General features: G+C 59.4%; 25 protein-coding genes. 24 read left to right on the top strand and 1 reads right to left on the bottom strand.

Annotated elements, in window-relative coordinates:
- Window positions 1-378 precede the first annotated feature (378 nt).
- The 18 genes from QN399_RS07360 to QN399_RS07275 all read left to right on the top strand — a co-directional run bounded on the left by QN399_RS07360 (window position 379) and on the right by QN399_RS07275 (window position 18943).
- A complete protein-coding gene (locus QN399_RS07360) occupies window positions 379-972 on the top strand; it encodes a helix-turn-helix domain-containing protein (protein WP_322183133.1) in 594 nt (197 codons plus the stop codon).
- A 106-nt stretch (window positions 973-1078) separates the two neighbouring features.
- The gene (locus QN399_RS07355; RefSeq protein ID WP_330200765.1) at window positions 1079-1402 is read left to right on the top strand and encodes a transcriptional regulator; all 324 of its coding nucleotides are present in this window, start codon (window positions 1079-1081) and stop codon (window positions 1400-1402) included.
- Window positions 1402-2616, top strand: a complete 1215-nt coding sequence (locus QN399_RS07350; protein ID WP_330200764.1) for a type II toxin-antitoxin system HipA family toxin — start codon at window positions 1402-1404, stop codon at window positions 2614-2616. Before QN399_RS07355 ends, QN399_RS07350 begins: the two co-directional genes overlap by 1 nt.
- A 283-nt stretch (window positions 2617-2899) precedes the next feature.
- Entirely contained in the window at window positions 2900-3766 is an 867-nt protein-coding gene (purU, locus tag QN399_RS07345; RefSeq protein ID WP_322179007.1) for a formyltetrahydrofolate deformylase, read from the top strand.
- Entirely contained in the window at window positions 3763-4683 is a 921-nt protein-coding gene (gene folD / locus QN399_RS07340; RefSeq protein WP_322216587.1) for a bifunctional methylenetetrahydrofolate dehydrogenase/methenyltetrahydrofolate cyclohydrolase FolD, read from the top strand. Before purU ends, folD begins: the two co-directional genes overlap by 4 nt.
- Window positions 4683-5924, top strand: coding sequence for an FAD-dependent oxidoreductase (locus QN399_RS07335; protein WP_322216590.1), 1242 nt, complete (start codon window positions 4683-4685; stop codon window positions 5922-5924). The genes folD and QN399_RS07335 overlap by 1 nt, the downstream gene beginning before the upstream one ends.
- 12 nt (window positions 5925-5936) lie before the next feature.
- Window positions 5937-6242, top strand: coding sequence for a sarcosine oxidase subunit delta (locus QN399_RS07330; protein WP_322179004.1), 306 nt, complete (start codon window positions 5937-5939; stop codon window positions 6240-6242).
- A complete protein-coding gene (locus QN399_RS07325) occupies window positions 6229-9168 on the top strand; it encodes a 2Fe-2S iron-sulfur cluster-binding protein (protein ID WP_330200763.1) in 2940 nt (979 codons plus the stop codon). The genes QN399_RS07330 and QN399_RS07325 overlap by 14 nt, the downstream gene beginning before the upstream one ends.
- Window positions 9169-9170: 2 nt before the next feature.
- The gene (locus QN399_RS07320) at window positions 9171-9854 is read left to right on the top strand and encodes a sarcosine oxidase (protein ID WP_322179002.1); all 684 of its coding nucleotides are present in this window, start codon (window positions 9171-9173) and stop codon (window positions 9852-9854) included.
- A gap of 110 nt (window positions 9855-9964) precedes the next feature.
- On the top strand, window positions 9965-10747 hold the full coding sequence (locus tag QN399_RS07315; protein WP_322179001.1) for an IclR family transcriptional regulator: 783 nt from the start codon (window positions 9965-9967) through the stop codon (window positions 10745-10747).
- Window positions 10748-10890: 143 nt separating this feature from the next.
- Window positions 10891-12216: a tRNA 5-hydroxyuridine modification protein YegQ gene (gene yegQ, locus QN399_RS07310; protein WP_322179000.1), complete on the top strand. Its 1326-nt coding sequence runs from the start codon at window positions 10891-10893 to the stop codon at window positions 12214-12216.
- A 338-nt stretch (window positions 12217-12554) separates the two neighbouring features.
- Window positions 12555-13145 (top strand): amino acid synthesis family protein, encoded by a 591-nt coding sequence (locus tag QN399_RS07305; protein ID WP_330200762.1) that lies wholly within the window; start codon window positions 12555-12557, stop codon window positions 13143-13145.
- A gap of 25 nt (window positions 13146-13170) precedes the next feature.
- On the top strand, window positions 13171-14004 hold the full coding sequence (locus QN399_RS07300) for an alpha/beta fold hydrolase (RefSeq protein ID WP_322178998.1): 834 nt from the start codon (window positions 13171-13173) through the stop codon (window positions 14002-14004).
- Window positions 14001-15482 carry an aldehyde dehydrogenase gene (locus tag QN399_RS07295; protein WP_322178997.1) on the top strand — a complete coding sequence of 494 codons (1482 nt, stop codon included), beginning with the start codon at window positions 14001-14003 and terminating at the stop codon, window positions 15480-15482. Before QN399_RS07300 ends, QN399_RS07295 begins: the two co-directional genes overlap by 4 nt.
- Before the next feature lie 13 nt (window positions 15483-15495).
- A complete protein-coding gene (locus QN399_RS07290) occupies window positions 15496-15981 on the top strand; it encodes a flavin reductase family protein (protein ID WP_322178996.1) in 486 nt (161 codons plus the stop codon).
- Window positions 15982-16047: 66 nt separating this feature from the next.
- Window positions 16048-17499, top strand: a complete 1452-nt coding sequence (locus QN399_RS07285; protein ID WP_330200761.1) for an NAD-dependent succinate-semialdehyde dehydrogenase — start codon at window positions 16048-16050, stop codon at window positions 17497-17499.
- A gap of 125 nt (window positions 17500-17624) precedes the next feature.
- Window positions 17625-18377: a GntR family transcriptional regulator gene (locus QN399_RS07280; RefSeq protein WP_322178994.1), complete on the top strand. Its 753-nt coding sequence runs from the start codon at window positions 17625-17627 to the stop codon at window positions 18375-18377.
- A 2-nt stretch (window positions 18378-18379) separates the two neighbouring features.
- Window positions 18380-18943 carry an NUDIX hydrolase gene (locus QN399_RS07275; RefSeq protein ID WP_330200760.1) on the top strand — a complete coding sequence of 188 codons (564 nt, stop codon included), beginning with the start codon at window positions 18380-18382 and terminating at the stop codon, window positions 18941-18943.
- 16 nt (window positions 18944-18959) lie between these two features.
- Here QN399_RS07275 and QN399_RS07270 read toward each other — a convergent pair whose 3' ends face one another.
- On the bottom strand, window positions 18960-19253 hold the full coding sequence (locus QN399_RS07270) for a DUF1330 domain-containing protein (protein ID WP_322178992.1): 294 nt from the start codon (window positions 19251-19253) through the stop codon (window positions 18960-18962).
- Between the two features lie 86 nt (window positions 19254-19339).
- On the opposite strand from QN399_RS07270, the gene ribBA reads away from it, so the two are divergent.
- The 6 genes from ribBA (at window position 19340) to QN399_RS07240 (ending at window position 25334) form a co-directional block, all read left to right on the top strand.
- Complete coding sequence (gene ribBA / locus QN399_RS07265; RefSeq protein ID WP_330200759.1) at window positions 19340-20449, top strand: bifunctional 3,4-dihydroxy-2-butanone-4-phosphate synthase/GTP cyclohydrolase II; 1110 nt, start codon at window positions 19340-19342, stop codon at window positions 20447-20449.
- A gap of 272 nt (window positions 20450-20721) precedes the next feature.
- Window positions 20722-21747, top strand: coding sequence for an ABC transporter substrate-binding protein (locus QN399_RS07260; RefSeq protein WP_322178990.1), 1026 nt, complete (start codon window positions 20722-20724; stop codon window positions 21745-21747).
- On the top strand, window positions 21744-22688 hold the full coding sequence (locus tag QN399_RS07255; protein WP_330200790.1) for an ABC transporter permease: 945 nt from the start codon (window positions 21744-21746) through the stop codon (window positions 22686-22688). The genes QN399_RS07260 and QN399_RS07255 overlap by 4 nt, the downstream gene beginning before the upstream one ends.
- A gap of 6 nt (window positions 22689-22694) precedes the next feature.
- Window positions 22695-23504 carry an ABC transporter permease gene (locus QN399_RS07250; protein WP_322178989.1) on the top strand — a complete coding sequence of 270 codons (810 nt, stop codon included), beginning with the start codon at window positions 22695-22697 and terminating at the stop codon, window positions 23502-23504.
- Between the two features lie 17 nt (window positions 23505-23521).
- Entirely contained in the window at window positions 23522-24676 is a 1155-nt protein-coding gene (locus QN399_RS07245) for an ABC transporter ATP-binding protein (protein ID WP_322178988.1), read from the top strand.
- A gap of 172 nt (window positions 24677-24848) precedes the next feature.
- The gene (locus QN399_RS07240; protein WP_322178987.1) at window positions 24849-25334 is read left to right on the top strand and encodes a flavin reductase family protein; all 486 of its coding nucleotides are present in this window, start codon (window positions 24849-24851) and stop codon (window positions 25332-25334) included.
- Window positions 25335-25343: the final 9 nt, after the last annotated feature.

The raw sequence follows: 25343 nt of genomic DNA, 5'->3' as shown, positions 1-25343 counted from the left end.
ACTTGGACTCCTCGAGCAAGGCAAAACAGCGGGATCTGCATCTAGGGTCGGCGTCAGTCGTTAATGATTGCCCAGTGCTAGAATTCGTCTGGACATGACCTGAAGCCGACCCGAGTATTCTCAACAAGAAAGTTACTTTCCTAATGAGAATGCAATTGCCTTGCCAAAATGATTAGCCACGAGGAAATTCTGGGCGTCCTTAATCTTGCAATGCAGGCTTTTCAAGGCTTCGCCAGGGAAATGAGTGTCGCGTGAAGAAAACTTCAGACATGCTGCAGCCGCTCGCGCTGTAAATCGGGCGGACAGCAACAAGGGTGCATCGCACATTCATAGTGCGAAATTTATATTCATGACCGGAAATGAAGCATGAGCAAAGTGATTTCCACCGAGGCCGAGCCACGCTTGAGGCTCGAGCAGTACCTGGGCATGCAAATCAAGCGACAGCGTCAATTGCAGGAACTGAAGATTGCTGATGTCGCACAATTGGCAGGCATCAGCCAAGGCATGCTGAGCAAGATCGAAAATGCCCAGGTTTCCACCAGCCTCGATACCTTGAGCCGCCTGTGCGATGCCCTCGGCATGCCGATGTCGAAGCTGTTCAGCCAGTACGACCAACAAGGCAGTGGCGCCCTGCTTGTGCGCAAAGGCGAAGGGATGCAGGTGGTGCGCCGTGGTACCGAGAAAGGCCACACCTATCACCTGCTCAATCACACCCGTGGCCCGAAGAAGACGTTCGAGGCCTACATGGTCACCATGGACGATGCCAGCGAAGAGTTTCCGACCTTCTCCCATCCCGGCACCGAGTTTCTGCACCTGTTGAAAGGTGAGATCGTCTACCGTCATGGCGATCAGCTCTACCACATGAAACCCGGCGACAGCCTGACCTTCGATGGTGAAGTTCCGCATGGCCCGGAGCAGCTGGTAAAGGTTCCGATTCATCTGCTGTCGATCATGAACTACGGCGACGACTGACCGCTTAGCTTTCGGACATCCAGCAAGCTTCCCCGCCCTCTTTCGCAATGCTTTAGGCGTGCTATAGTGCTGCTTATCTATTTTTAGCACTGCTAAAAGGCGGCTTATGAAAAGCTTTTTTCCACTGGAATGCGCCGACAACCTATATAGAATAGGGCTTCTGGTAAAAAGCAGGCGTCTGCAGTCCAGGCTTCGACAAAAAGACCTGGCCCTGTCCCTTTCAATTTCCGAGCAGACGGTACGTAAAATCGAGGGCGGCGACCCCCTTGTGGAATTACGCTCGTTCATGATGGTGCTTTGGCACCTGGGACTCACCCAGGAAGTATTTCGCAGCCTCGACGGCATCGAGTCCTCCTCACAGATGCAAGCCAATGATCCCCATGCATCGCATCGAGTTCGCCTGGCCAAACCACAAAGTGAGGACTTCTGATGTCCAGGGCCTACGTCTACATGGAGCATCCTGAAACCGCCGAGGTGGTTTCTCTGGGTCGACTGGTCATCGTCAACGGGGTCGGCGAGTTCACTTACGATCCAGAGTACGTTACTACCCGTGGCTGGGTGCCCGACCCGGTTCGCTATCCGCTGCGCAGCGAAACGTTCGGCCCGATAACCAAAAACAAGGGAATACCCGGCTTCATCAACGACGCGATGCCCGATGGCTGGGGTGAGCGGGTCTTGAAAGACATCCATCGACACGCACTGGGGCCTATCGATTACCTGCTGAAATCCCCGAACAATGATCGCGCGGGCAACCTTCTGGCAGGCCAGACGCGCCATCCGCCAACCGGTATCGGACAGGATCCGTTACCGTCGCTCAAGGGCCTCACACCCTTCATCCAGGCCACCGAAGCCATATTCGATAACCAACTGGATGAAGAGGCGATTCAGACCCTCAAGCTACGCAGGCAACGGTCTTCTCTGGGAGGCGCCCGCCCCAAGCGTACCCTGCAGGACCACGGCGTGCTGATTCTGGTCAAACCCCGTGACCGCTATGATCAGTGCGATATTCCGGCACTGGAACATGCCTGCATGACATTCGCGGCCGGGAAAGGTTTGAATGTCGCCCGTACCGCGCTGTATGCCGAAAAGCCTTCGACCTTGCTGGTGGAGCGTTTCGACCGCATGCCGCCTGCTGACATGAGCGTTCGGATACCGATGCTCAGCGCACTCACCTTGCTCGACGCCGAATGGCACACCACCGACCGCAGCGCTTGGGTCTATGCCTCCGTCGCTAACGAGATGAGTCGCCGTGGTGTGCCGGCGCAAGACCTCCAGGAGTTGTTTAAGCGAATGTGCTTCAACGCCTTGGTGGGCAACGACGACGATCACCCGAAGAATCACGCTATCCTCTGGCTAAAGAGCGGCTGGCGGCTGGCGCCCATGTACGACGTGGTGCCGTGCCTCGAAGGGTATTCTCCGCCCAACCTCGCAATGGCCGTGGGCCGTGAGGGCCGGGTGATCAGACGCGCCAACCTGTTGAGCCATTGCGCACACTTTGCGCTTACCGCCGATCAAGCGGCCGCGACCCTGGCTGAAGTGATCGCTTGGGAGTCCGATCTACGGACGCACTACAAGCACACCCTCAAAGGGACTGAGTTGATGCTTGCCCTCGCGGCAATCGGCTCGGCACGCATGAAAGCGTAGATCGTTGCCTTACCTCCTCGCAGGTGAGCAACCAGACGTCGCCCCTGCATATCCCCTGATGCGGTGTACCTGACACGCTGCATTCGCAAACACGCCTGCGCGTCCCCGCGACTCGCCACCCTCCCCCGCAAAAAAAACCAAACAGTGCTGGACGCGGATTTTTATTTCACCTATAAAAAGCTCCACAGGAATATTTTATTCGCGTGAGGAATTTTTCTTCATCCCTGAATTTAATCCCCACCCATGAACATTCAGCGTGCATGTCTCCCTGCGAGGACCCGTAATGAGCACCGATCCGGACCACTTCATTTTCAAGATCAGCTGTCCCGCGACGTCGGGTATCGTCGCCGCCGTGACGTCTTTTCTGGCCGACAACCGCTGCTACATCAGCGAGCTGGCCCAGTTCGACGACGAAGAAACCAGCCAGTTCTTCATGCGCGCCGTGTTTCGCTTCAACAGCGGCGTCAAGGGCGACATCGATGCGCTGCGTCTGGACTTCAATGAAGTGGCCACGGCGCTGAATATGGACTGGCAACTGCACTCAGTCGCCAACCCGATGCGCGTGCTGATCATGGTCAGCAAATTCGACCACTGCCTCACCGATCTGCTGTACCGCCACCACAAAGGCGAGATGGACATGCAGATCACCGCCATCGTCTCCAACCACCTGGACCTACGGCCAATGGCCGAGCGCGAGGGCATCCGCTTCATCTACTTGCCAGTGACCAAGGACACCAAGTCCCAGCAGGAAGCCGAGTTGCTGAAAATCGTTGAAGAGACGCAGACCGATCTGGTGGTGCTGGCGCGCTACATGCAAATCCTCTCCGATGACCTGTGCAAGCAATTGTCGGGCCGGGCGATCAACATCCATCACTCGTTCCTTCCGGGTTTCAAGGGTGCCAAGCCGTACCATCAAGCCCACCAGCGCGGGGTCAAGCTGATCGGTGCCACGGCCCACTACGTCACCTCGGACCTGGACGAAGGCCCGATCATCGAGCAGGAAGTGCAACGCGTCGATCATGCGCACAAAGCCGACGATCTGGTGAGTATCGGACGCGATACGGAAACGGTCGCGCTGTCCAAGGCCGTCAAATATCACCTGCAACACCGAGTGTTTATCAATCGCGAAAAAACGGTGATCTTCCGATGAACAGCCCGACTCAACTCGCCCGCGATATCGACGGGAAAGCCATCGCCGCACAAGTACTCAGCGAAGTCGCTGCCGACGTCCGCGAACTTGCACTGCAACAGGTCACGCCCACACTGGCCGTGTTGTTGGTGGGCGAAGACCCAGCCAGTCAGGTCTACGTGCGCAACAAGATCCTGCGCGCCAAAGAAGCCGGCATTCGCTCGTTGGAGCAGCGTCTGCCCGCGACCACCAGCCAGGCGCAATTGCTGGCAGTCATCGCCGAATTGAATGCCAACCCTGAGGTCAATGGCATTCTGGTGCAACTGCCGGTACCTGCCCACATTGACGAAGGTGCGGTCATTCAAGCCATCGACCCGGCCAAAGATATCGACGGCTTCCATCGGCAAAACGTCGGCGGGCTGGTCCTGGGCCAGGACGTGTTGACGCCCTGCACCCCTAGCGGCTGCATGCGCCTGTTGCACGACACGTGCGGCGACCTGAGTGGTAAGCATGCAGTGGTCATCGGCCGCTCGAACATCGTCGGCAAACCCATGGCCACCCTGCTGCTGCAAGCCAATTGCTCGGTCACTGTGGTGCACTCACGCAGCATCGACGCCGCCGCGCTGTGCCGCCTGGCAGACATCGTAGTGGCTGCCGTCGGCCGCCCGCAGATGATCGACGCCAGCTGGCTCAAGCCCGGCGCGGTGGTGATCGATGTCGGGATCAATCGAATCGACACCGAACAGGGCAGCCGACTGGTGGGTGACGTCGATTACGCCAGCGCCCGCACCGTTGCCAGCGCCATTACCCCGGTTCCCGGTGGTGTCGGCCCGATGACCATCGCCTTTCTGCTGAAAAACACCGTGACCGCCACGCGCAGACAGTTGCTGCGCGCCGCTGAACTCGCGACCACTCACACTTCGCCTCAGGAGGCGTGATGCCATTCAATCTCTTGAAATATGGCCTTTCTGCCGAATACACGGCAGAAATGGACCTGCCGCCGCCCAAGGAACTCAAGTCCTCCTACGATGTAGTCATCATCGGCGGCGGTGGTCACGGCGTGGCAATTGCCTATTACCTGGCCAAGTACCACGGCATCACTAACGTCGCTGTGCTGGAAAAGTCCTATCTGGGCGGCGGCAATACCGCACGTAACACAGCGGTGATCCGTTCCAACTACCTGACCAGCGAGGGTGTGAAGTTCTACAGCGAGTCGGTGAAGCTGTTCAAGGACCTGTCCAACGAGTTCGACTTCAACATCATGTATTCCGAGCGAGGCCAACTGACCCTGGCCCACACCGACGCCACCGTACGCGCCTTCCGCCAACGCGCGGAAGTGAACAAGCACTTCGGCGGCCGTACGGAAATGGTCGACCGCCAGCAGATTCGCGAACTGGTGCCGAGCCTCAATTTAGACCCCGGGCACCTGCCGGTACTGGCCGGGCTGTGGCATATCGACGGCGGCACTGCGCGTCATGACGCCGTGGCCTGGGGTTATGCCAAGGGCGCAGCGAAACGCGGAGTCGAAATCCATCAGCTGACCGAAGTTCAGGACCTGATCATCGAAAACGGCAGGATCACCGCCGTAAAAACCAACCGCGGCACGATCCAGTGCGGTTGCGCGGTACAGGCCGTGGCCGGGCACAGTTCATTGATGGCCAAAAAAGCCAAGATCGAAATGCCCATCGTCTGCTATCCCCTGCAAGCGATGGTCACCCAACCGTTCAAGCCATTTCTCGACCCATTGGTGAGTTCGTCGGCCCTGCACTGCTATGTGCAGCAGACCGGCCGTGGCGAAGTGGTGTTCGGCGGCGGTTCCGACCCCTACCCGCTGTACAACACCCGCTCGACCCTGGACCTGAAGGAAAGCCTGATTTCCGCTGCTATCGAAATGTTCCCCTTCCTGGCCAACGCCAAACTGATGCGCCAGTGGGCCGGCATCACCGATATGACCCCCGACTATAGCCCGATCATGGGCCTGTCGCCGGTCGAAAACTATTACCTCGACGCGGGCTGGGGCACGTGGGGATTCAAGGCCACGCCGATCTGCGGCAGGACCATGGCCGAACTGGTCGCCTCCGGCGGCAAGGTGCCGGACCTGATCAAACCCTTCGGTCTGGAGCGGTTTTCGACCTTCCAGCAAGTCAACGAGATGGGCGCTACGGCGGCCAGCCACTAAGGGGCAAACCGTATGAAAGTCATGAATTGCCCGCTGAACGGGCCGCGAAACATCACCGAATTCACCTACGGCGGCGAGTTCAAGGACATGCCTGACCCGACCACCTGCAGCGATGCGCAATGGGCACATTACGTGTTCAACAGCGAGAACGCCGCAGGCGTGGTCCGTGAGTGGTGGATGCACAACGCGTCCAGCTACTGGTTCCTGGCCGAACGACACACCGTCACCGATGAAATCCTGCGTACCTTCGATGCCCGGGAAGTCTATAACCAGCGCGTCGAGTTCAGCCCTGCGGAGCACAGCAATGAGCCAGCCTGATTCCACTTTTGAAAGCCGCTTGCCGTTGCCCATGGGCTTGCTGATTGATCGTCAGCGTCCACTGGCGTTCAACTTCGATGGCAAGGCCTATACCGGTTTTGCCGGCGACAGCATCGCCAGCGCCCTGCTCGGCAATGGCCGTTATTTGCTCTCGCGCTCATTCAAATATCACCGCCCTCGCGGGCCGTTGACCATGGCCGGGCAAGATGCGAATACCCTGGTGCAACTGCCAGATGAACCCAACGTGCTGGCCGATACCCATTGGCTGCAAGCCGGTGCCGAAGTCAGCGGGCAGAACTACAGCGGCACATTGGACAACGACCGCGATGCGCTGCTGGGCAAGTTCTCACGGTTCATGCCCGTGGGGTTTTATTACCGTTCGTTCTACAAGCCCAAGGGCATGTGGAAAATATGGGAGCCGCTGATCCGCAAGAAAGCCGGGCTGGGCATCCTCAACCTGGACTTCAAACCCGAGTATTACGACAAGGCTTACCTGTTCGTCGACCTGGCCGTGGTGGGTGCCGGTCCCGCCGGTTTGCAGGCGGCACTGACCGCCGCCAATGCCGGGGCCAAGGTATTGCTGATCGAACAACAGCGTCTGCTGGGTGGTGCGCTCACCTATGCACGCTTCGACGTACAGGGCACGCAAGCCGATAAAGTGCGCCAGGCACTGGTAGATGCAGTCAGCCAGCATGCCAACATCCAGGTTCTCACCGAAGCCACGTGTAATGGCTGGTTCACCGACAATTACCTGCCGGTGATCAAAGACAAGCGCATGTACAAAGTGCGCGCCAGCCAATGCATCATCGCCTCCGGCGCTTTCGACCAGCCGGTGATTTTCCGCAACAACGACCTGCCCGGCGTGATGCTGTGCAGCGCAGCCCAGCGCCTGATGAAGCTTTACGCGGTCAAACCCGGCAAGCGTGCGGTGGTCCTTACCGGCAATGACGACGGCTATCGCACCGCCCTGGACCTGATAGAACAGGGTGTCGACGTCGCCGCCGTGGTCGACATGCGCAACAGCGCAGACGATGCGCGCCTGGCTGCAGAGCTCAAACGCCTGGGCATCACCGTGCACCTGCAACACACGGTTTATGAAGCCTTGCACAGTAAGGGCATGCGCCATATCAGCGGCGTCGATGTCCGGCGGATCACACGCCGTGGCGAAGTCGACCAAGGCAGCCTGCAACTCGATTGCGACCTGCTGTGCATGACTGCCGGTTACATGCCGGTCTATCAACTGGCGTGTCAGGCAGGCGGTAAGTTGGCCTACGCCGACCCTTCGGCCGAGTTCGCCATCACTGGCCTGCCGAAAAACCTGGCCATCGCCGGCTCCGTGAACGGTCGTCATCTGCTGGAAAACGTACTCAAGGATGGCGCCAAAGTCGGTGCACAAGCGGCGGCGGCACTGGGACTGTCAGCGGACTATCAGGAGCAGACCTTAAGCCCGGAACAGCGGGTCAACTTCGACTGGCCGATTTTCCCCCACCCAAGTGGCAAGGAATTCGTCGATTTCGATGAAGACCTGCAAATCCGCGACATCATCAACGCTACACGCCACGGGTACCGCGACGTGCAGTTGGTCAAACGCTTTTCCACGGTGGGCATGGGGCCGTCCCAAGGCCGTCATTCCGCCTTGCCAACGGCGCGACTGGTTGCCGCCAGTACCCAGCGCACCGTCAGCGAAACCGGGGTTACCACGGCGCGTCCGCCCTTCGAAGCGGAAAAACTGGCGCATATCGCCGGACGCAGCTTTGACCCGATTCGTCGTACCGCGATTCATAACCGCCACCTGCAAGCGGGCGCGAAAATGATGCCGGCAGGCAACTGGCAACGTCCGGCCTATTACGCTTTCAAGGATGAAAAAGGTCAGCCAGCGACACGTGAACGCTGCATGCAGGAAGAAGCTCTTCACGTACGCCTGGGCGTCGGGCTGATCGACGTCTCGACCCTTGGCGGCTTGGATATTCGTGGCCCGGACGCCGCCGAGCTGCTGGAGCGGATGTACACCTTCGCCTTTGCCAAACAACCCATCGGCCGCACTCGGTATGCGCTGATGACCAACGAACACGGGGTAGTGATCGACGACGGTGTCTGTGCGCGACTGGCCGATCAGCATTTTTATGTCACGGCCACCACCAGCGGCGTCGACCGGATCTATCAGGCGATGCTCAAGTGGAATGTGCAATGGCGTCTGAACGTCGATATCGCCAACGTCACTGCCGCCATCGCAGCAGTCAACCTGGCCGGGCCCGACTCGCGCGAAGTGTTGGGAAAGCTCTGCGCCGATATCGACCTGTCGCCTGACGCCTTCCCCTATTTGGGCGTGCGTCAGGGCACCGTTGCAGGGATCGCGGCGCGGGTCATGCGCGTCGGTTTCGTCGGCGAGCTGGGTTATGAAATCCATGTGCAGGCACGTTATGCCGAATACCTGTGGGACACGCTGATGGATGCGGGCCAGGCACACGGCATTCGCCCGTTCGGCGTCGAAGCCCAACGTTTGCTGCGCCTGGAAAAGGGCCACGTGATCATAAGCCAGGACACCGATGGCATGACCCATCCGGCAGAGATCGACATGGGCTGGGCCATCTCCCGCAAGAAACCGTTTTTTGTCGGACGCCGCTCCGTGGACATCCTCGAAGCCCAGCCGCTCAAGCGCAAACTGGTCGGTTTCAGCCTGCCCAAAGGCAGCAGTCAGCCACTGGAAGGTCATCTGGTGCTCAAAGGACCGGACATCAGCGGCAACGTCACCTCCTGCGAGTACTCGCCGACGCTGGGCATGATCATCGGTCTGGCGTATGCCGCCGTCGATCAAAGCGTCCCCGGCCAGCAGATTCCGATTCGGGTGGAAGGCGGTGAAGTGATACAGGCCACGGTGGTCAAACTGCCGTTCTTCGATGTCGACAGCAAACGCCAGGAGTTGTAAGCATGGTCACTCTTAACGCCAAAGATTTTCGCCAGCGCAGCCCTCTGTATACGCTGCAGGCCACCGCCCGACTGGCACGCCTGGGTGACAGCCTGATCGTCAGCCGCTATGCCGAGCAGGACGAAACAGCACAACTGGCCCGCTGCGCCCTGCTTGACCTGAGTAATCTGGCGCGGGTCGGCTTTCGTGGGGTCGATGCCGCTGCGCATCTGCACGCGGAGCAATTCGATCTGCCGACCGCACCCAATCGCTGTGTAACGCAAGGCGATGGCAGCCATGTCGCCCGCCTTTCGCAGACCGAGTATTTCCTGCTGGGCAGTTTTCAGGATGCCGGTGCACGCTTGCAGAAGCTCGAAGACCAGTGGCAGTTATCCGAAAAGGGCTGCTATTTGCTGCCACGTCAGGACAGTCACGCATGGCTGGTGCTGACCGGCGAACACATCAGCTCAGTGATGGCCAAGGTCTGCGGCGTCGATCTGCGCCAACAGGCATTCGCCCCGGGTGCCGTGGCGCAAACCTCAGTGGCACGGATGAGCGCAATCATCATCAACGGCTCGCAACCGGACTTGCCACTGTTCCACATCCTGTGTGATCGGGCTTCGGCCCAATATTTGTGGGACGCGTTACTGGATGCCATGCAGGAGTTTGGTGGCAAGCCTGTTGGGGTCGATGCGTTGTTGGCATAGCCCATGAACGCGAAATAATTCGCCCACAGGAGATCGCAATCCTCTGCAGGAGCAGCCTTCGGCAGCTCCTGCAATGGATTTATGATCGCCGCTGACACCCAGGAGACGCTGTGAACAGCATTGAAGAACCCTCGCAAGACAGCGATTACCGTGTTCCGGCCCTGCAACGCGGGCTGTGGATTTTGCAGCTGTTCAGCAGCGCCGAACGGGTGCTGAGCATGAACGACATCGCCGAACGCCTGGGGGTCAGCGTGTCGTCGATCTACCGCATCGTGCAGACGCTCAATGGCATGGGCTACCTGAAGAAAGTCGCGAAGAACACCTATGAACTCGGCCCGCAGGTCATCGCCGATGGCTTCACCTACCTGGCCAGCCGCGACTTGGTGGACGTCGCGATCCCCTACCTCAACATCCTGCGTGATCGCAGCTCGCTGTCGTGCCACCTGGCTGTGCGCGAGCAGACCGACAGCGTCTATATCTACCGCGCCTTCGCCTCTCAACGATTGTCGGTCAACGTGCCCATTGGCACCCGGATCGCCTGTCACTGCACGGCGCTGGGCCGGGTGCTGCTCAGCGACGTGAGCGAAGCCACCCTGATCAGCCTGTATCAGCACGTACGCTTGGACGATTACCCGGCACCCGCGCCCAAAACCTTGCCCGAGCTGCAACAAATCGCCGAGCAGGACCGGCAACTGGGCTGGGTACTGCACCGCTCTGACTACTCCACCGCTATCGCCACCGGCATTCGTGATCATCGGGGCGCCGTGGTCGCGGCCATCAACCTGTCCGGGCCAGACGCGATCATGGACAATCCTGAAAATCGCGAACGCTTCAAGAACATGCTGCTGGACAGCGCCCGCCTGATCTCTGCCGAGATGGGTTTCAACGCCTGACACTCAGAGCAGGCTCTTTGCACCCGGCTCTATACCAACAGCAATTTGTAGTGCCATGCGTTTGTTCACCAAGCATAGATCCAGATCAATAAACCCCACGGGCAAGCCGATTACCCTCAGCGGTTTTTGCGACCGACGCTGCCATGACCCTCTCAACCCCGGAACTGCTCGCCCCCGCTGGTACCCTGAAAAACATGCGTTATGCCTTCGCCTACGGCGCAGATGCGGTGTACGCCGGCCAGCCGCGCTACAGCTTACGAGTGCGCAACAACGAATTCGATCACGCCAACCTGGCCCTCGGCATTCAAGAAGCCCAGGCCCAGGGTAAGCGCTTCTACGTGGTGGTGAACATCGCGCCGCACAACGCCAAGCTCAAGACCTTCCTGAAAGACCTGGAGCCGGTGATTGCCATGGCCCCGGACGCGCTGATCATGTCCGACCCTGGCCTGATCATGCTGGTACGCCGACACTTCCCGCAGATGCCGATCCACCTGTCAGTGCAGGCCAACACGGTGAACTGGGCCAGTGTCGAGTTCTGGCAGCAACAGGGCGTGAGCCGGATCATTCTTTCCCGGGAACTGTCCCTGGAAGAAATCGCTGAAATTCGTCAGCAAGTGCCAGCCATGGAACTGGAAGTGTTTGTCCACGGCGCGCTGTGCATGGCCTACTCCGGCCGCTGCTTGCTGTCGGGCTACATGAACAAGCGCGATGCTAACCAAGGTAGCTGCACCAATGCCTGCCGCTGGAAATACTCGGCCCAGGAAGCCACGGAAAATCAGCTCGGCGAGATCGTTCAGACCTTCCAGCCCGAACCGACTCTGGGTACCGGCGCGCCGACCGATCAGGTGTTCCTGTTGCAGGAAGCCAATCGACCGGATGAACTGATGCCGGCCTTCGAGGACGAGCACGGCACCTACATCATGAATTCCAAAGACTTGCGCGCCGTACAGCATGTCGAGCGGCTGACGCAGATGGGCGTGCACTCACTGAAGATCGAAGGCCGGACCAAATCTCACTTCTATTGCGCGCGGACCACTCAGGTCTATCGCCAGGCAATCGACGATGCGGTGGCTGGCCGCGAGTTCGACCGTAGCCTGATGACCGATCTGGAATCCCTGGCTCAGCGCGGCTACACCGAGGGTTTCCTGCGTCGGCATGTGCATGATGAATACCAGAACTACCAGAACGGCAGCTCGGTTTCGGAGCGACAGCAGTTTGTCGGCGAACTGACCGGCGAGCGGCGTGATGGATTGGCCGAAGTAAAGGTCAAGAATCGCTTTGGCCTGGGCGACCACATGGAGCTGATGACGCCCAAGGGCAACTTCCACTTCGATCTGCATCAGTTGCAGAACGTCAAAGGTGAGCCGACCGAGGTTGCACCAGGGGACGGTCATACGGTGTATTTACCAATACCGGATGCGGTGGACTTGCATTTCGGGTTGTTGATGCGGGATGTAAGTGTGAGCTGAAGGCACCCTACCCCCCCCCTTTGCTGGTGCACCCAAGATCCGGGCAAGCATCCCGCGAAACCAGCGGTGCCCGGCGTCCTTGTAGTAGTGCGCATGCCCGAACTGCCGAACGGTGATGCCCACCGCGTCATCCTGTCAGGCGGCGACTCCCTCCTGTTTAAGCGCAAACACCGCCGCCTGCCCCCCGCAATACCCATCCTTAACCGGCCAACGCTTCACGTCCCTACCTTCCGTCGTCTTCCCCTTTCATGAACATGCAGCTGGGGCTTGCATACGCAATATTATGGTATACCATCATACAGCGACGCATTCCCCCTCCCTCTTTTCTGGAGCCGCTCATGAGTTTTGAAATTCGCAAAATCGTCAGCTACATCGAAGAAACCTTCATCGAGGGCGGCAAAGCCACCGACACGCCAGTGACCATGGTTGGCTTGGCTGTTGTCATCAAAAACCCATGGTTGGGTCGTGGTTTTGTTGAAGATTTGAAGCCAGAAATTCGGGCCAACTGCTCCGATCTGGGCGCACTGATGGTCGAGCGTCTGATTGCCACCATCGGCGGTGCGGACAAGATCGAAGCCTATGGCAAAGCGGCCGTGGTCGGCGCCGATGGAGAAATCGAGCACGCCTCTGCGGTGATCCACACCCTGCGTTTCGGCAACCATTACCGCGAAGCAGTCAAAGCCAAAAGCTACTTGAGCTTCACTAACAAGCGCGGTGGTACAGGCACGTCGATCCAGATTCCGATGATGCATAAAGACGATGAAGGTCTGCGTTCGCACTACATCACCCTGGAAATGCAGATTGAAGACGCCCCGCGCGCGGATGAGATCGTTGTTGTCCTCGGTTGTGCCAACGGGGGTCGTCTGCACCCACGCATCGGCAATCGTTACATCGATCTGGAAGAACTGGCCGCAGAGAAAGCCCAGTAACCCATAAGATTTGCAGGAGCGATCCATGATTCGGCTCACCGCTGAACGTACCCCGGCCGGCACCAGCTATCTGGCGACCGGCCAAGGCCAACCCGTGGTACTGATCCATGGCGTGGGCCTGAATAAAGAGATGTGGGGCGGCCAGATCGTTGGTCTCGCTCCGCACTACCGCGTGATTGCCTATGACATGCTGGGGCATGGCGCCAGCCCGCGCCCGGAACCGGGCACCGGGCTGCTTGGCTACGCCGATCAGTTACTGGAATTGCTCGACCATTTGCAGCTGCCGCAAGCCACGGTGATTGGTTTCTCCATGGGTGGATTGGTCGCTCGCGCGTTCGCCTTGCACTATCCAGAGCACATGCTCGGGCTGGTGGTGCTCAACAGCGTGTTCAACCGTAGCGCCGAACAGCGCGCCGGGGTCAACGAGCGGACGACTCAAGCCGCCGAACATGGCCCTGATGCGAATGCCGAGGCGGCGCTGTCACGCTGGTTCAGTCGTGAATACCAGGCTGCTAATCCTGGGCAGATTGCCGCGATCCGCCAGACGCTTGCCGGTAATGACCCACAGGGCTATCTGACCACGTATGAGCTGTTCGCCACCCAAGACATGTACCGCGCCGAGGACCTGGGCAGCATTCAGGTGCCGACCCTGATTGCCACCGGCGCGCTGGACCCCGGTTCGACACCGGAGATGGCCCGACAATTGGCTGAACGGATCCCTGGCGCGCAAGTTGCTGTCCTCGACGAGCAACGGCATATGATGCTGGTGGAGTCGCCGCGACTGGTCAACCAGGTGCTGCTGGACTTTCTCGCCTCCGCACAAACCCGACAACACCCAACAAAGGGGAACGTTGCATGACGCTCGCACGCTTCCAAATGTGCATCGACGGCCAATGGGTCGATGCCCTCTCCGGCAAGACCTTCGAAAGCTTCAACCCGGCACTGGCCCAAGCCTGGGCCGAACTGCCCGATGCAGACGAAGCCGATGTCGAGCGCGCCGTCCAGGCTGCGCAAAAGGCATTCGAGAGTCCGGCGTGGCGCGGTCTCACCGCCACCGCTCGCGGCAAACTGCTGCGACGTCTTGGCGATCTGATCGCCGAAAACAAAGAGCAACTGGCGCAGTTGGAAAGCCGCGATAACGGCAAGCTGATCCGCGAGACGCGGGGTCAGGTCAATTACTTGCCCGAGTTTTTTCACTACACCGCAGGCCTGGCCGACAAGCTCGAAGGCGGCACCCTGCCGTTGGACAAGCCCGACCTGTTTGCCTACACCGTGCATGAACCCATGGGCGTGGTAGCCGGAATCATCCCCTGGAACAGCCCGCTGTACCTGACCGCGATCAAGCTGGCGCCAGCCCTCGCGGCCGGCAACACCATCGTCCTCAAGCCCTCGGAACATGCGTCCGCAACGGTTCTCGAGCTGGCCCGTCTGGCTCTGGAAGCGGGTATCCCGCCAGGCGTAGTCAACGTTGTTACTGGCTATGGCCCCAGCACCGGTGCAGCCCTGACCCGCCACCCTCTGGTGCGCAAAATCGCCTTTACCGGCGGCGCGGCAACGGCCCGTCATGTGGTACGCAGCAGTGCAGAGAACTTTGCCAAATTGTCGCTGGAACTGGGCGGCAAATCACCGAACATAATCTTCGCCGACGCCGACCTCGACAGCGCGATCAACGGTGCCATCGCCGGTATTTATGCCGCATCCGGACAGAGCTGTGTATCCGGTTCGCGCCTGTTGGTCCAAGACGAAATCTACGACGAATTCGTCGAGCGTTTGGTTGAACGGGCCAAGCGGATTCGTATCGGCAATCCGCAGGACGACGCCAGCGAGATGGGCCCGATGGCCACCGCACAGCAATTGGCCGTCGTCGAAGGCCTGGTGGCCGACGCCATCGCCGAAGGTGCTCATCTGCGCCTGGGTGGCAAGCGCCCGCAGATGGACAATGACGGCTGGTATTACGAGCCAACCCTGTTCGAATGTGACCGCAATTCGATGAAGATCATGCAAGAAGAAGTCTTCGGCCCGGTCGCGTCAGTGATCCGTTTCAAGGACGAAGCAGAGGCGCTGACCATCGCCAACGATTCGCAGTTTGGTCTCGCCGCAGGCATCTGGACCCGTGATCTGGGCCGCGCTCACCGCATGGCGCGGGATGTGCGCTCCGGGATCATCTGGGTCAACACCTACCGTGCTGTTTCGGCCATGGCGCCCATTGGCGGATTCAAGAACAGCGGCTACGGTCGCGAAAGCGGCATCGATTCGGTGCTGGCCTATACCGAACTGAAAACCGTGTGGATCAACCTGTCGTCGGCGCCGATGCCCGACCCCTTTGTCATGCGTTGAGAGGTGACCTGAGATGATCGAACCTGGCATTTACAAGGAGGTCATGGCCTCCTTCCCCTCCGGGGTCACAGTGGTCACCACCCTGGACCCCGAAGGCGGCATCGTCGGCATCACTGCCAGCGCCTTCAGCGCGCTGTCGATTGACCCGGCACTGGTGCTGTTTTGCCCCAACTACGCCTCCGATACGTACCCGATCCTGCGCAACAGCAAACGATTCGCCATTCATTTGCTGTCGGCGGATCAGCAGGCGGAGGCCTACGCCTTCGCCGGTAAAGGTAAGGACAAAGCCAAAGGCATCGAGTGGCACCTGAGCGAACTCGGCAACCCGCTGCTGGCCAAGGCCACTGCGATCATCGAGTGTGAACTGTGGCGCGAATACGATGGCGGCGACCACGCGATCATCGTTGGGGCAGTGAAGAACCTGATTCTGCCTGATCAGCCGGTGACACCGATGATCTATCACCGTGGCAAGCTGGGCCCCTTGCCCACCCTCGCCTGAGCAAATGTTTCAGGGCCGCACGCCACCCTATTCGGTCGCGGCCCCTTTTTATTTCCGGGAGCCGGCATGACCCCAGCAGCCTCGCAACTGTTTCGCCAGCAGGCCTTTATCAATGGCCAATGGTGTGACGCCCAAAACGGTACTCGCCACGCCATCTACAACCCGGCCACGGGTGAAGTCATCGGTCACGTGCCGAACCTCGGTGCAGAACAAGCCCGAGAAGCCATCGCCGCAGCCCATGCCGCCTGGCCGGCCTGGCGCGCACGCACGGCCAAAGACCGCAGCACGGTGCTCAAGCGCTGGCACGCGTTGATGCTGGAAAACGCCGACGCCCTGGCCGAGATCCTTACTCTGGAGCAAGGCAAGCCACTGGCCGAAGCCAGGGGTGAGGTCCTCTATGCCGCCAGTTTCATCGAGTGGTTCGCCGAAGAAGCCAAACGCATCTATGGCGACACCATTCCCAGCCACAAGGGCGATGCGCGGATCGTCGTCAGCAAGGAGCCAATTGGCGTCGTCGCGGCGATCACTCCGTGGAATTTCCCGGCGGCGATGATCACCCGCAAAGCCGGTCCGGCACTGGCTGCCGGTTGCCCGTGCATCGTCAAACCGGCCCCGGAAACACCGTTCTCGGCATTGGCCATGGCGGTGCTGGCGGAACAGGCGGGCATTCCCGCAGGGATTTTCAACGTAATTACGGGCGATGCTATTGCCATCGGCGCCGAGCTGACCAGCAGTCCCGAGGTGCGCAAACTGTCCTTCACCGGCTCCACGACCATTGGCAAGTTACTGATGGCCCAATGTGCCTCGACGTTGAAAAAGGTCTCTCTGGAACTCGGCGGTAATGCCCCCTTCATTGTGTTCGACGATGCCGACCTGGAGCACGCGATCGAAGGCGCCTTGATCGCCAAATTTCGAAACGCCGGACAAACCTGCGTCTGCGTCAACCGCTTCCTCGTGCAGAGCGGCATCCATGATGCTTTCGTCGCCCGGCTTGAGGAGCGTGTCCGCGAACTGAAGGTCGGCGACGGTTTCGACGAGGGCGTCAGCCAAGGCCCATTGATCAACGATCGGGCAGTGGCCAAGGTCGAGGACCATGTGCAGGATGCCCTGGCTAAAGGCGCTCGCCTGGTCTGCGGCGGCGAACGGCATGCGCTGGGCCATGGTTTCTTCCAGCCAACGGTGCTCGCGGAGGTGACACACGAGATGAAAGTCGCCCGCGAGGAGACCTTCGGTCCGTTGGCCGCCGTATTCCGCTTTGACAGCGAAAGCGAGGCCTTGCGCCTGGCCAACGACACTGAGTTTGGTCTCGCAGCCTATTGCTACACCCGCGATCTGGGCCGTTCATGGCGCATGAGCGAAGGCCTGGAGTACGGCATGGTCGGGATCAACGAGGGGCTGATTTCCACAGAAGTCGCGCCCTTCGGTGGAATCAAGTCCTCGGGCCTCGGCCGCGAAGGGTCGAAATACGGCATTGAAGATTACCTGGAACTCAAATACACCTTGATGGGGGGGCTTTGAGGGCTTGTCGCTTAAAGAACCCGACATGATAAACTCCGCCATTGTTTTGAATAATGACTGGAGCGCCGCAGATCCTCGATCAAGGTGCTCCTTTTGCATGGACAGCCCCACTCAGAGCGGCCCCAATGAAACGCCTGCCACTTGACGACAGCTTCAAAGTCAATCGCAACCCCATTACCCTGCGCGAAATCGTGCTGGATAAACTGCGAAGCGCCATCATGAACTTCCAGCTTTTGCCGGGAGACCGTCTGGTCGAGCGAGATCTTTGCGAGCGTCTGGGCGTCAGCCGTACGTCGGTTCGTGAAGCCCTGCGCCATCTGGAATCCGAAGGGTTGGTTGAATTCGCCGACGCCAAGGGTCCGAGTGTCGCCATCATCACCCTGGAAGACGCCTGCGATATCTATGAGCTGCGCTGCGTGCTCGAAGGCCTGATCGTCCAGTTATTCACCCTCAGAGCTAAAGCCAAGGACATTCGCGCCCTGGAGAAAGCTCTCGAGGAGAACCGCAAGGCGCTCAAAGACGGCGAACTGCAGCAAGTACTCGACTCGGTGCAAGGCTTCTACGACGTTCTGCTGGAAGGCTCGGGCAATCACGTCGCGGCGACCCAGTTGCGCCAGTTGCAGGCCCGCATCAGCTACCTGCGAGCCACCTCCGTGTCCCAGGAAAACCGTCGCGGCGTCAGCAATCTGGAAATGGAACGCATGGTCGAGGCGATCAAGAGTGGCGATCCGTTGGCCGCGCATCAGGCCTCGGTCGACCATGTGCGGGCAGCCGCCAAAGTGGCGCTGGACTATCTTAAGTTAAAGCAGAACGAAACCGGCAAGGTGCGTGAAATCGTCTCGCCCATCGCCCTCAAAGAACCGCGCATAGGTCGCTGAACATGCCCAGCCCGCGCTTTTGCCCACAATGCGGCAGCGATGACCTCAGTCATCAGCTCCCGCCCGGCGACACCCACGAGCGCTTGATGTGCAGCGGCTGCGGCTACATTCATTACATCAACCCGAAGATCATTGCCGGCTGCATCATCGAGCAGGACGGCAAGTACCTGCTGTGCCAACGTGCGATCCCGCCACGTCCCGGCACCTGGACCCTCCCCGCAGGCTTTATGGAAAGTGGCGAAACCACCGAGCAAGGAGCCCTGCGCGAGGTTTGGGAAGAAACGGGCGTGCGTGCAGAAATCATCTCGCCCTACTCTATCTTCAGCGTGCCGCAGATCAGCGAGGTCTACATTATCTTCCGCGCCATCGCCGTGGAGAACACGGGGCAATATGGCCCGGAAACCCTCGACTGCCGCTTTTTCGCACCCGAAGACATTCCCTGGGACAGCATCTACTATCCGGCCATCCGGCAGATCCTCGAACGCTACATAGAAGAACGCCAAGCCGGGGTCTACGGTATCTATATCGGCAATGACGACAGCGGAAAAATCCATTTCATCCGCTGAACCCTCCGGCTAGCGCTCAAGACTCATACCCCTCGACGATAATCACCTCCGCCTTGGCCGCACCTTGGCGGTACTCGCACGCCTGCTGATACTGCTCCGAGTGGTAGCACGCCAGCGCCTGCTCGTAGGATTCGAACTCGATCACCACGCTGCGTTGCGGCGTCGCCCTGCCCTCCATCGCTTCGGAACGCCCGCCACGGGCCAGCAGTTTGCCGCCAAAAAGCGCGAACGCTGCTGGCGCACGCTGGGTGTATTGCGCGTATTGATCCAAGTCGGTGACATCGACGTGAGCGATCCAGTAAGCCTTCATGGCGACCTCGTTATTTCGGTTTAATTTGTATTATGGTATACCAGAAAAACAAACCCTCTACCATTCGCGATACAGAGAGCCCAAGCATGGCCTTCAATAGCATCGAAGAAATCATCGAAGATTACCGCCAAGGCAAAATGGTCCTGTTGGTCGACGATGAGGATAGAGAAAACGAAGGTGACCTGCTGCTCGCCGCCGACCGCTGCACGGCTCAGGCGATCAGCTTCATGGCCCGGGAAGCACGCGGCCTGATCTGCCTTACGCTGACCGACGAACATTGCCAGCGCCTGGGCCTGGAACAGATGGTGCCGAGCAATGGCAGTGCGTTCAGCACGGCGTTCACGGTCTCCATCGAAGCCGCCAGCGGTGTCACCACCGGGATCTCCGCTGCTGACCGCGCTCGCACTGTCGAAGCCACTGTCGCAGCCAACGCCCGAGCAGAAGACCTGGTGCAGCCGGGGCATATCTTTCCATTACGGGCCAAGGAAGGCGGCGTGCTGACCCGTGCTGGGCACACCGAGGCTGGCTGTGACCTCGCGCGCCTGGCGGGTTTTACCCCGGCGTCGGTGATCGTTGAGGTGATGAACGATGACGGCACCATGGCCCGCCGTCCCGACCTCGAAGTGTTCGCGGCCAGACACGGTATCAAGATCGGCACCATCGCCGACCTGATCCATTACCGGCTTAGCACCGAACGCACTGTAACCCGCATCGGCGAGCGCGAACTCCCTACCGTTCACGGTACTTTTCGGCTTATCACCTACGAAGACCGGATCGAAGGTGGCGTCCATATGGCCATGGTCATGGGCAATATTCGTCGCGAAGCCCCGACCCTGGTGCGCGTGCATGTGATCGATCCACTGCGCGATCTGGTGGGTGCCGAATACACTGGACCGTCGAACTGGACGCTGTGGGCAGCGTTGCAAAAAGTAGCCGAAGAAGGCTGCGGCGTGGTGGTGGTACTCGCCAACCATGAATCTTCGCAGGCGCTGCTTGAGCGGATTCCGCAACTGACCCAGCCACCACGGCAATACACCCGCTCGCAATCGCGCATCTATTCAGAAGTCGGTACGGGGGCACAGATTCTGCAAGACATCGGCGTGGGAAAACTACGCCACCTCGGGCCGCCACTGAAATATGCAGGGTTGACGGGGTACAACTTGGAGGTGGTGGAAAGCATTCCGTTTACGGGCTGATGGCGTCAAACACGCTCAGGCAGGTGACGAACCAAACAGAACAAAAAAACAAGACAAAGACAGACAATCGGTGAGGCGAAACCCTTGCAGAAAGTTTGGAATACCATAATATGATATTCCATAGACCGGATAGTTTTCCAGGTGCGCCTGAAAGGGACAGCACACAACAACAGCGCCTGGCACGGTCAATGTTCAAGGCTCCAATGGACCTACTGCTCCCGATAGGCGGGCGTCAACAGCCCGCTCAAAACACAACAAATGAGGGCGTGAAAATGGTGTTGAATAAACGTGCAGCTGCGGTACTCGCGGCAAGCTTACTGGCAGTAACTTGTAACGCGGCCATCGCCGCCGACAGCATGAGTTTCGTCAGCTGGGGCGGCTCCACCCAGGACGCGCAAAAGCAGGCCTGGGCCGATCCCTTCAGCAAAGCCAGTGGGGTCAAGGTGGTTCAGGACGGCCCAACCGACTACGGCAAACTCAAGGCGATGGTCGAAAGTGGCAACGTGCAATGGGACGTGGTCGATGTAGAGGCTGATTTTGCCCTGCGCGCAGCGGCTGAAGGTCTGCTTGAACCGTTGGACTTCAAGGTTATCCAGCGCGACAAGATCGACCCGCGCTTCGTCTCCGATTATGGCGTTGGTTCGTTCTTCTTTTCCTTCGTCCTCGGCTACAACGAAGGCAAGCTGGGCGGCAAAGCCCCACAGGACTGGACAGCACTATTCGACACCAAGACCTACCCCGGCAAACGCGCCCTGTACAAATGGCCGAGCCCTGGCGTGCTTGAACTGGCGCTGCTGGCCGACGGTGTGCCCGCTGACAAGCTCTATCCGCTGGACCTGGATCGCGCGTTCAAGAAACTCGACACTATCAAGAAAGACATCGTCTGGTGGGGCGGCGGCGCGCAATCCCAACAACTGCTGGCCTCCGGTGAAGCCAGCCTCGGTCAATTCTGGAATGGCCGTATCCATGCACTGCAAGAAGATGGCGCACCGGTCGGTGTGAGCTGGAAACAGAACCTGGTCATGGCCGACTTCCTGGTCATCCCTAAAGGATCAAAGAACAAGGATGCGGCCATGCGATTCCTGGCCAACTCCAGCTCTGCCAAAGGCCAAGCCGACTTCTCTAACCTGACCGCCTATGCACCGGTCAACACCGACAGCGTGCAACGTCTGGACTCAGTACTGGCACCTAACCTGCCGACTGCCTACGCTAAGGATCAGATCACTCTCGACTTCGCGTACTGGGCCAAGAATGGTCAGACCATCGCGACACGGTGGAACGAATGGCTTCTCAAATGAAAATGACGGCCACCGCGCTCCGTCAATCCAACCCGGTCGGGAGCGCCTCTGGCGCTGCCGTCCCGGCTCCAGACAAGGCTGCGGTCATGAAGCATTCCACTCCACTGATGCTGCGTTGGCGCGGTGCCAGCAACCTGATCCCGGCGCTGTTGTTCCTCGGCTTGTTTTTCTTCGCGCCGCTGGTCAGCCTGTTACTGCGCGGCGTGCTTGAGCCCACGCCGGGGCTGGGAAACTATGCCGAGTTGTTCGCCAATTCCGCATACGCCCGTGTGCTGTTCAACACCTTCGCCGTGGCGGGTCTGGTAACGGTATTCAGTCTACTGCTGGGCTTTCCCCTGGCATGGGCGATCACCCTGGTCCCTCGTGGCTGGGGGCGCTGGATACTCAATATCGTCTTGCTGTCGATGTGGACCAGTCTGTTGGCGCGGACCTATTCCTGGCTCGTGCTGCTCCAGGCTTCCGGGGTGATCAATAAGGCCTTGATGGCCATGGGCATTATCGATCAACCCCTGGAAATGGTGCACAACTTGACCGGGGTGGTGATTGGCATGAGCTACATCATGATCCCGTTCATCGTTCTGCCGCTGCAGGCCACCATGCAAGCGATTGACCCCATGGTCCTCCAGGCCGGTTCCATTTGTGGCGCCAGCCCATGGAGCAATTTTTTCCGGGTGTTCCTGCCATTGTGCCGTCCGGGGTTGTTCTCCGGCGGCTTGATGGTGTTCGTCATGTCTCTGGGCTACTACGTCACCCCGGCCCTGCTGGGTGGCGCGCAGAACATGATGCTGCCGGAATTTATCATCCAGCAGGTGCAGTCCTTCCTCAACTGGGGTCTGGCCAGTGCAGGTGCAGCATTGCTGATCCTGATCACTCTGGTGCTGTTCTACTTCTACCTGAAGCTGCAACCGGAATCCCCGGTCGGCTCCAGCAACTCGAGGTAAACCATCATGTTATTGACCGCCAATGCGATGAGCCGGCGCATGCGTCTGGGCCTTTACCTCACAACCGGAGCTATTGCGCTGTTTCTGCTGCTGCCCATCGTGTTCATCGTGCTGCTGTCGTTCGGTTCATCTCAGTGGCTGGTGTTCCCGCCACCAGGGTGGACGTTGAAGTGGTACAGCCAGTTTTTCTCCAACGCCGACTGGATGGACGCCGCCTTCGCCAGCCTCAAGGTCGCGGTCCTGACCACGATCTTTGCTGTAGCTCTGGGCTTGCCGACCGCCTTTGCCCTGGTGCGCGGGCGCTTCCGGGGCCGGGAAATGCTCTACGGCCTGTTCACCCTGCCAATGATCGTGCCGCTGGTGATCATCGCCGTGGCCGTGTACGCGTTGTTCCTCAAACTGGGTTACACCGGGACGATGTTTGCGTTTGTGGTCAGCCATGTGATCGTCGCGTTGCCGTTCACCATTATCTCGATCATCAACTCACTGAAACTGTTCGACCAGTCCATCGAAGACGCCGCTGTGATCTGTGGGGCTTCGCGCCTGCAGGCGGTGTTCCGGGTGACATTCCCGGCGATTCGCCCCGGCATGGTGGCGGGCGCCCTGTTCGCCTTCCTGGTGTCGTGGGACGAGGTGGTGCTGAGCGTGATGATGGCCAGCCCGACCCTGCAAACCTTGCCGGTAAAAATGTGGACCACCCTGCGTCAGGACCTGACACCTGTGATCGCCGTCGCCTCGACGCTGCTGATCGCGCTGTCGGTGCTGGTCATGGTGATCGCCGCCGCTGTGCGCCGGCGCAACGAAGTCAGCGCCTGAGCGCCTAGGAGTACGACATGAGTGCTGTGATCAAAGACCCTGCGCAGCAGGCCAACAAGACCTTGGTCAGCTTGCGCAACCTGAACAAGCACTACGGCGACTTTGCCGCCGTGGACAACATCTCGCTGGATATCCAGGACGGTGAATTCCTAACCTTCCTCGGCTCCAGCGGCTCCGGCAAAAGTACCACCCTGTCGATGCTGGCCGGTTTCGAGACACCCAGTTCCGGGGAGATCCTGGTCAATGGTCAGTCTCTGGTCAACGTACCGCCGCACAAGCGCGATATTGGCATGGTGTTCCAGCGCTACTCATTGTTCCCGCACCTGTCGGTACGCGACAACATCGGTTTCCCGCTGGTCATCCGCAAACTCGCCAGCGCCGAGCGCGAACGCCGGGTCGACGCCATGCTCAAGCTGGTTCAGCTCGAGCAGTTCGCCCATCGCCGCCCTTCACAACTGTCAGGTGGCCAGCAGCAACGCGTGGCGATTGCTCGGGCCCTAGTCTACGAACCGCGCATCCTGTTGATGGACGAACCCCTCGGCGCGCTGGATAAAAAGCTGCGGGAGGATTTGCAGGATGAACTGCGTCAGTTGCATCGTCGGCTGGGCATCACCATCGTTTACGTAACCCACGATCAAGAGGAAGCCATGCGCCTGTCGCAACGCATAGCGATCTTCAGCCATGGCAAGATCGTCGGTCTGGGCAGCGGTTATGACCTGTACCAGAACCCGCCAAATGCGTTCGTTGCGTCATTCCTCGGCAACTCGAACTTCCTCAAGCTCAAGGCTCAGGGCAATGCCGTGGGCGTCTTTGAAGGCCAACCCTTGTCGATCCGCCTGACCTCCGGGCTCCAGACCGAGCAGGACCTGCTGCTGATGGTACGTCCGGAAAAAGCCCAGGCCCTGAGCGTAGAACAGGCCCGGAACGAGCCTCTCGCAGCAGGCTGGAACGAAGTGGCTGCCAAGGTGACTGAAGTCCTGTTCCTCGGAGAGAGTCAGACCTGCAGCGTTGTCACCGCAGGCGGCACCGTAATGACCGTCAAGGCGCTGTCGGCCTCTGGAATGCCGCTCCACGATGGGGACCCGGTGCGCGTGCGCTGGGCCGCCGCCGATGCATGTATCTATACCCAATGGACCGAAAGCGACCTGAACAAGGCGGCTGGCGCACACTGATCCACTCCCCACCAAGCCGACGCTTCTACCCAGGCGTCGGCTTTTTTATGCCTGAAATATCGTCTTCGTCGCACGGGAAAAATACCACTTGCAAAGAAGGTATTACGGTATACCATCAGACACACAATCCATACAATTAGGCCTGGTGCCACCGTCACCTGAGGAAAATCCAATGATCGATGCAAATGTCTACAAATTAGTCATGGGTTCCTTCCCCTCCGGGGTGACGGTGATAACCACGCTGGATGACAATGGCGAAATCGTCGGTTTGACGGCCAGCGCCTTCAGTTCGCTGTCGATGGAGCCGGCCTTGGTGCTGTTCTGCCCCAACTACAGTTCAGACTCTTACCCGGTACTGATCAAGAACAAACGCTTCGCTATCCACTTTCTCTCCGGCGAACAGCAAACTGAAGCCTTTGCCTTTGCCCGCAAAGGTAAAGACAAGGCACAAGGTATTGAGTGGACGCTCAGCGAGCTGGGTAATCCGCTGCTGAACAATGCCACCGCGATCATTGAGTGTGAACTGTGGCGTGAGTACGAAGGCGGCGATCACGCCATCATGGTCGGTGCGGTGAAAAACCTTATCGTCCCTCAGCAACAGACCAGCCCGTTGGTGTACTGCCGCGGCAAGATGGGCGCACTGCCAGCCTTTGCTTGATCCGAAACC

Origin of the sequence: Pseudomonas sp. 10C3 (genome assembly GCF_036346185.1) — a bacterium.
Classification (GTDB): domain Bacteria; phylum Pseudomonadota; class Gammaproteobacteria; order Pseudomonadales; family Pseudomonadaceae; genus Aquipseudomonas.
The sequence above is the reverse complement of the archived record's forward strand: the minus strand, read 5'-3'. Positions and strand labels throughout refer to the sequence as shown.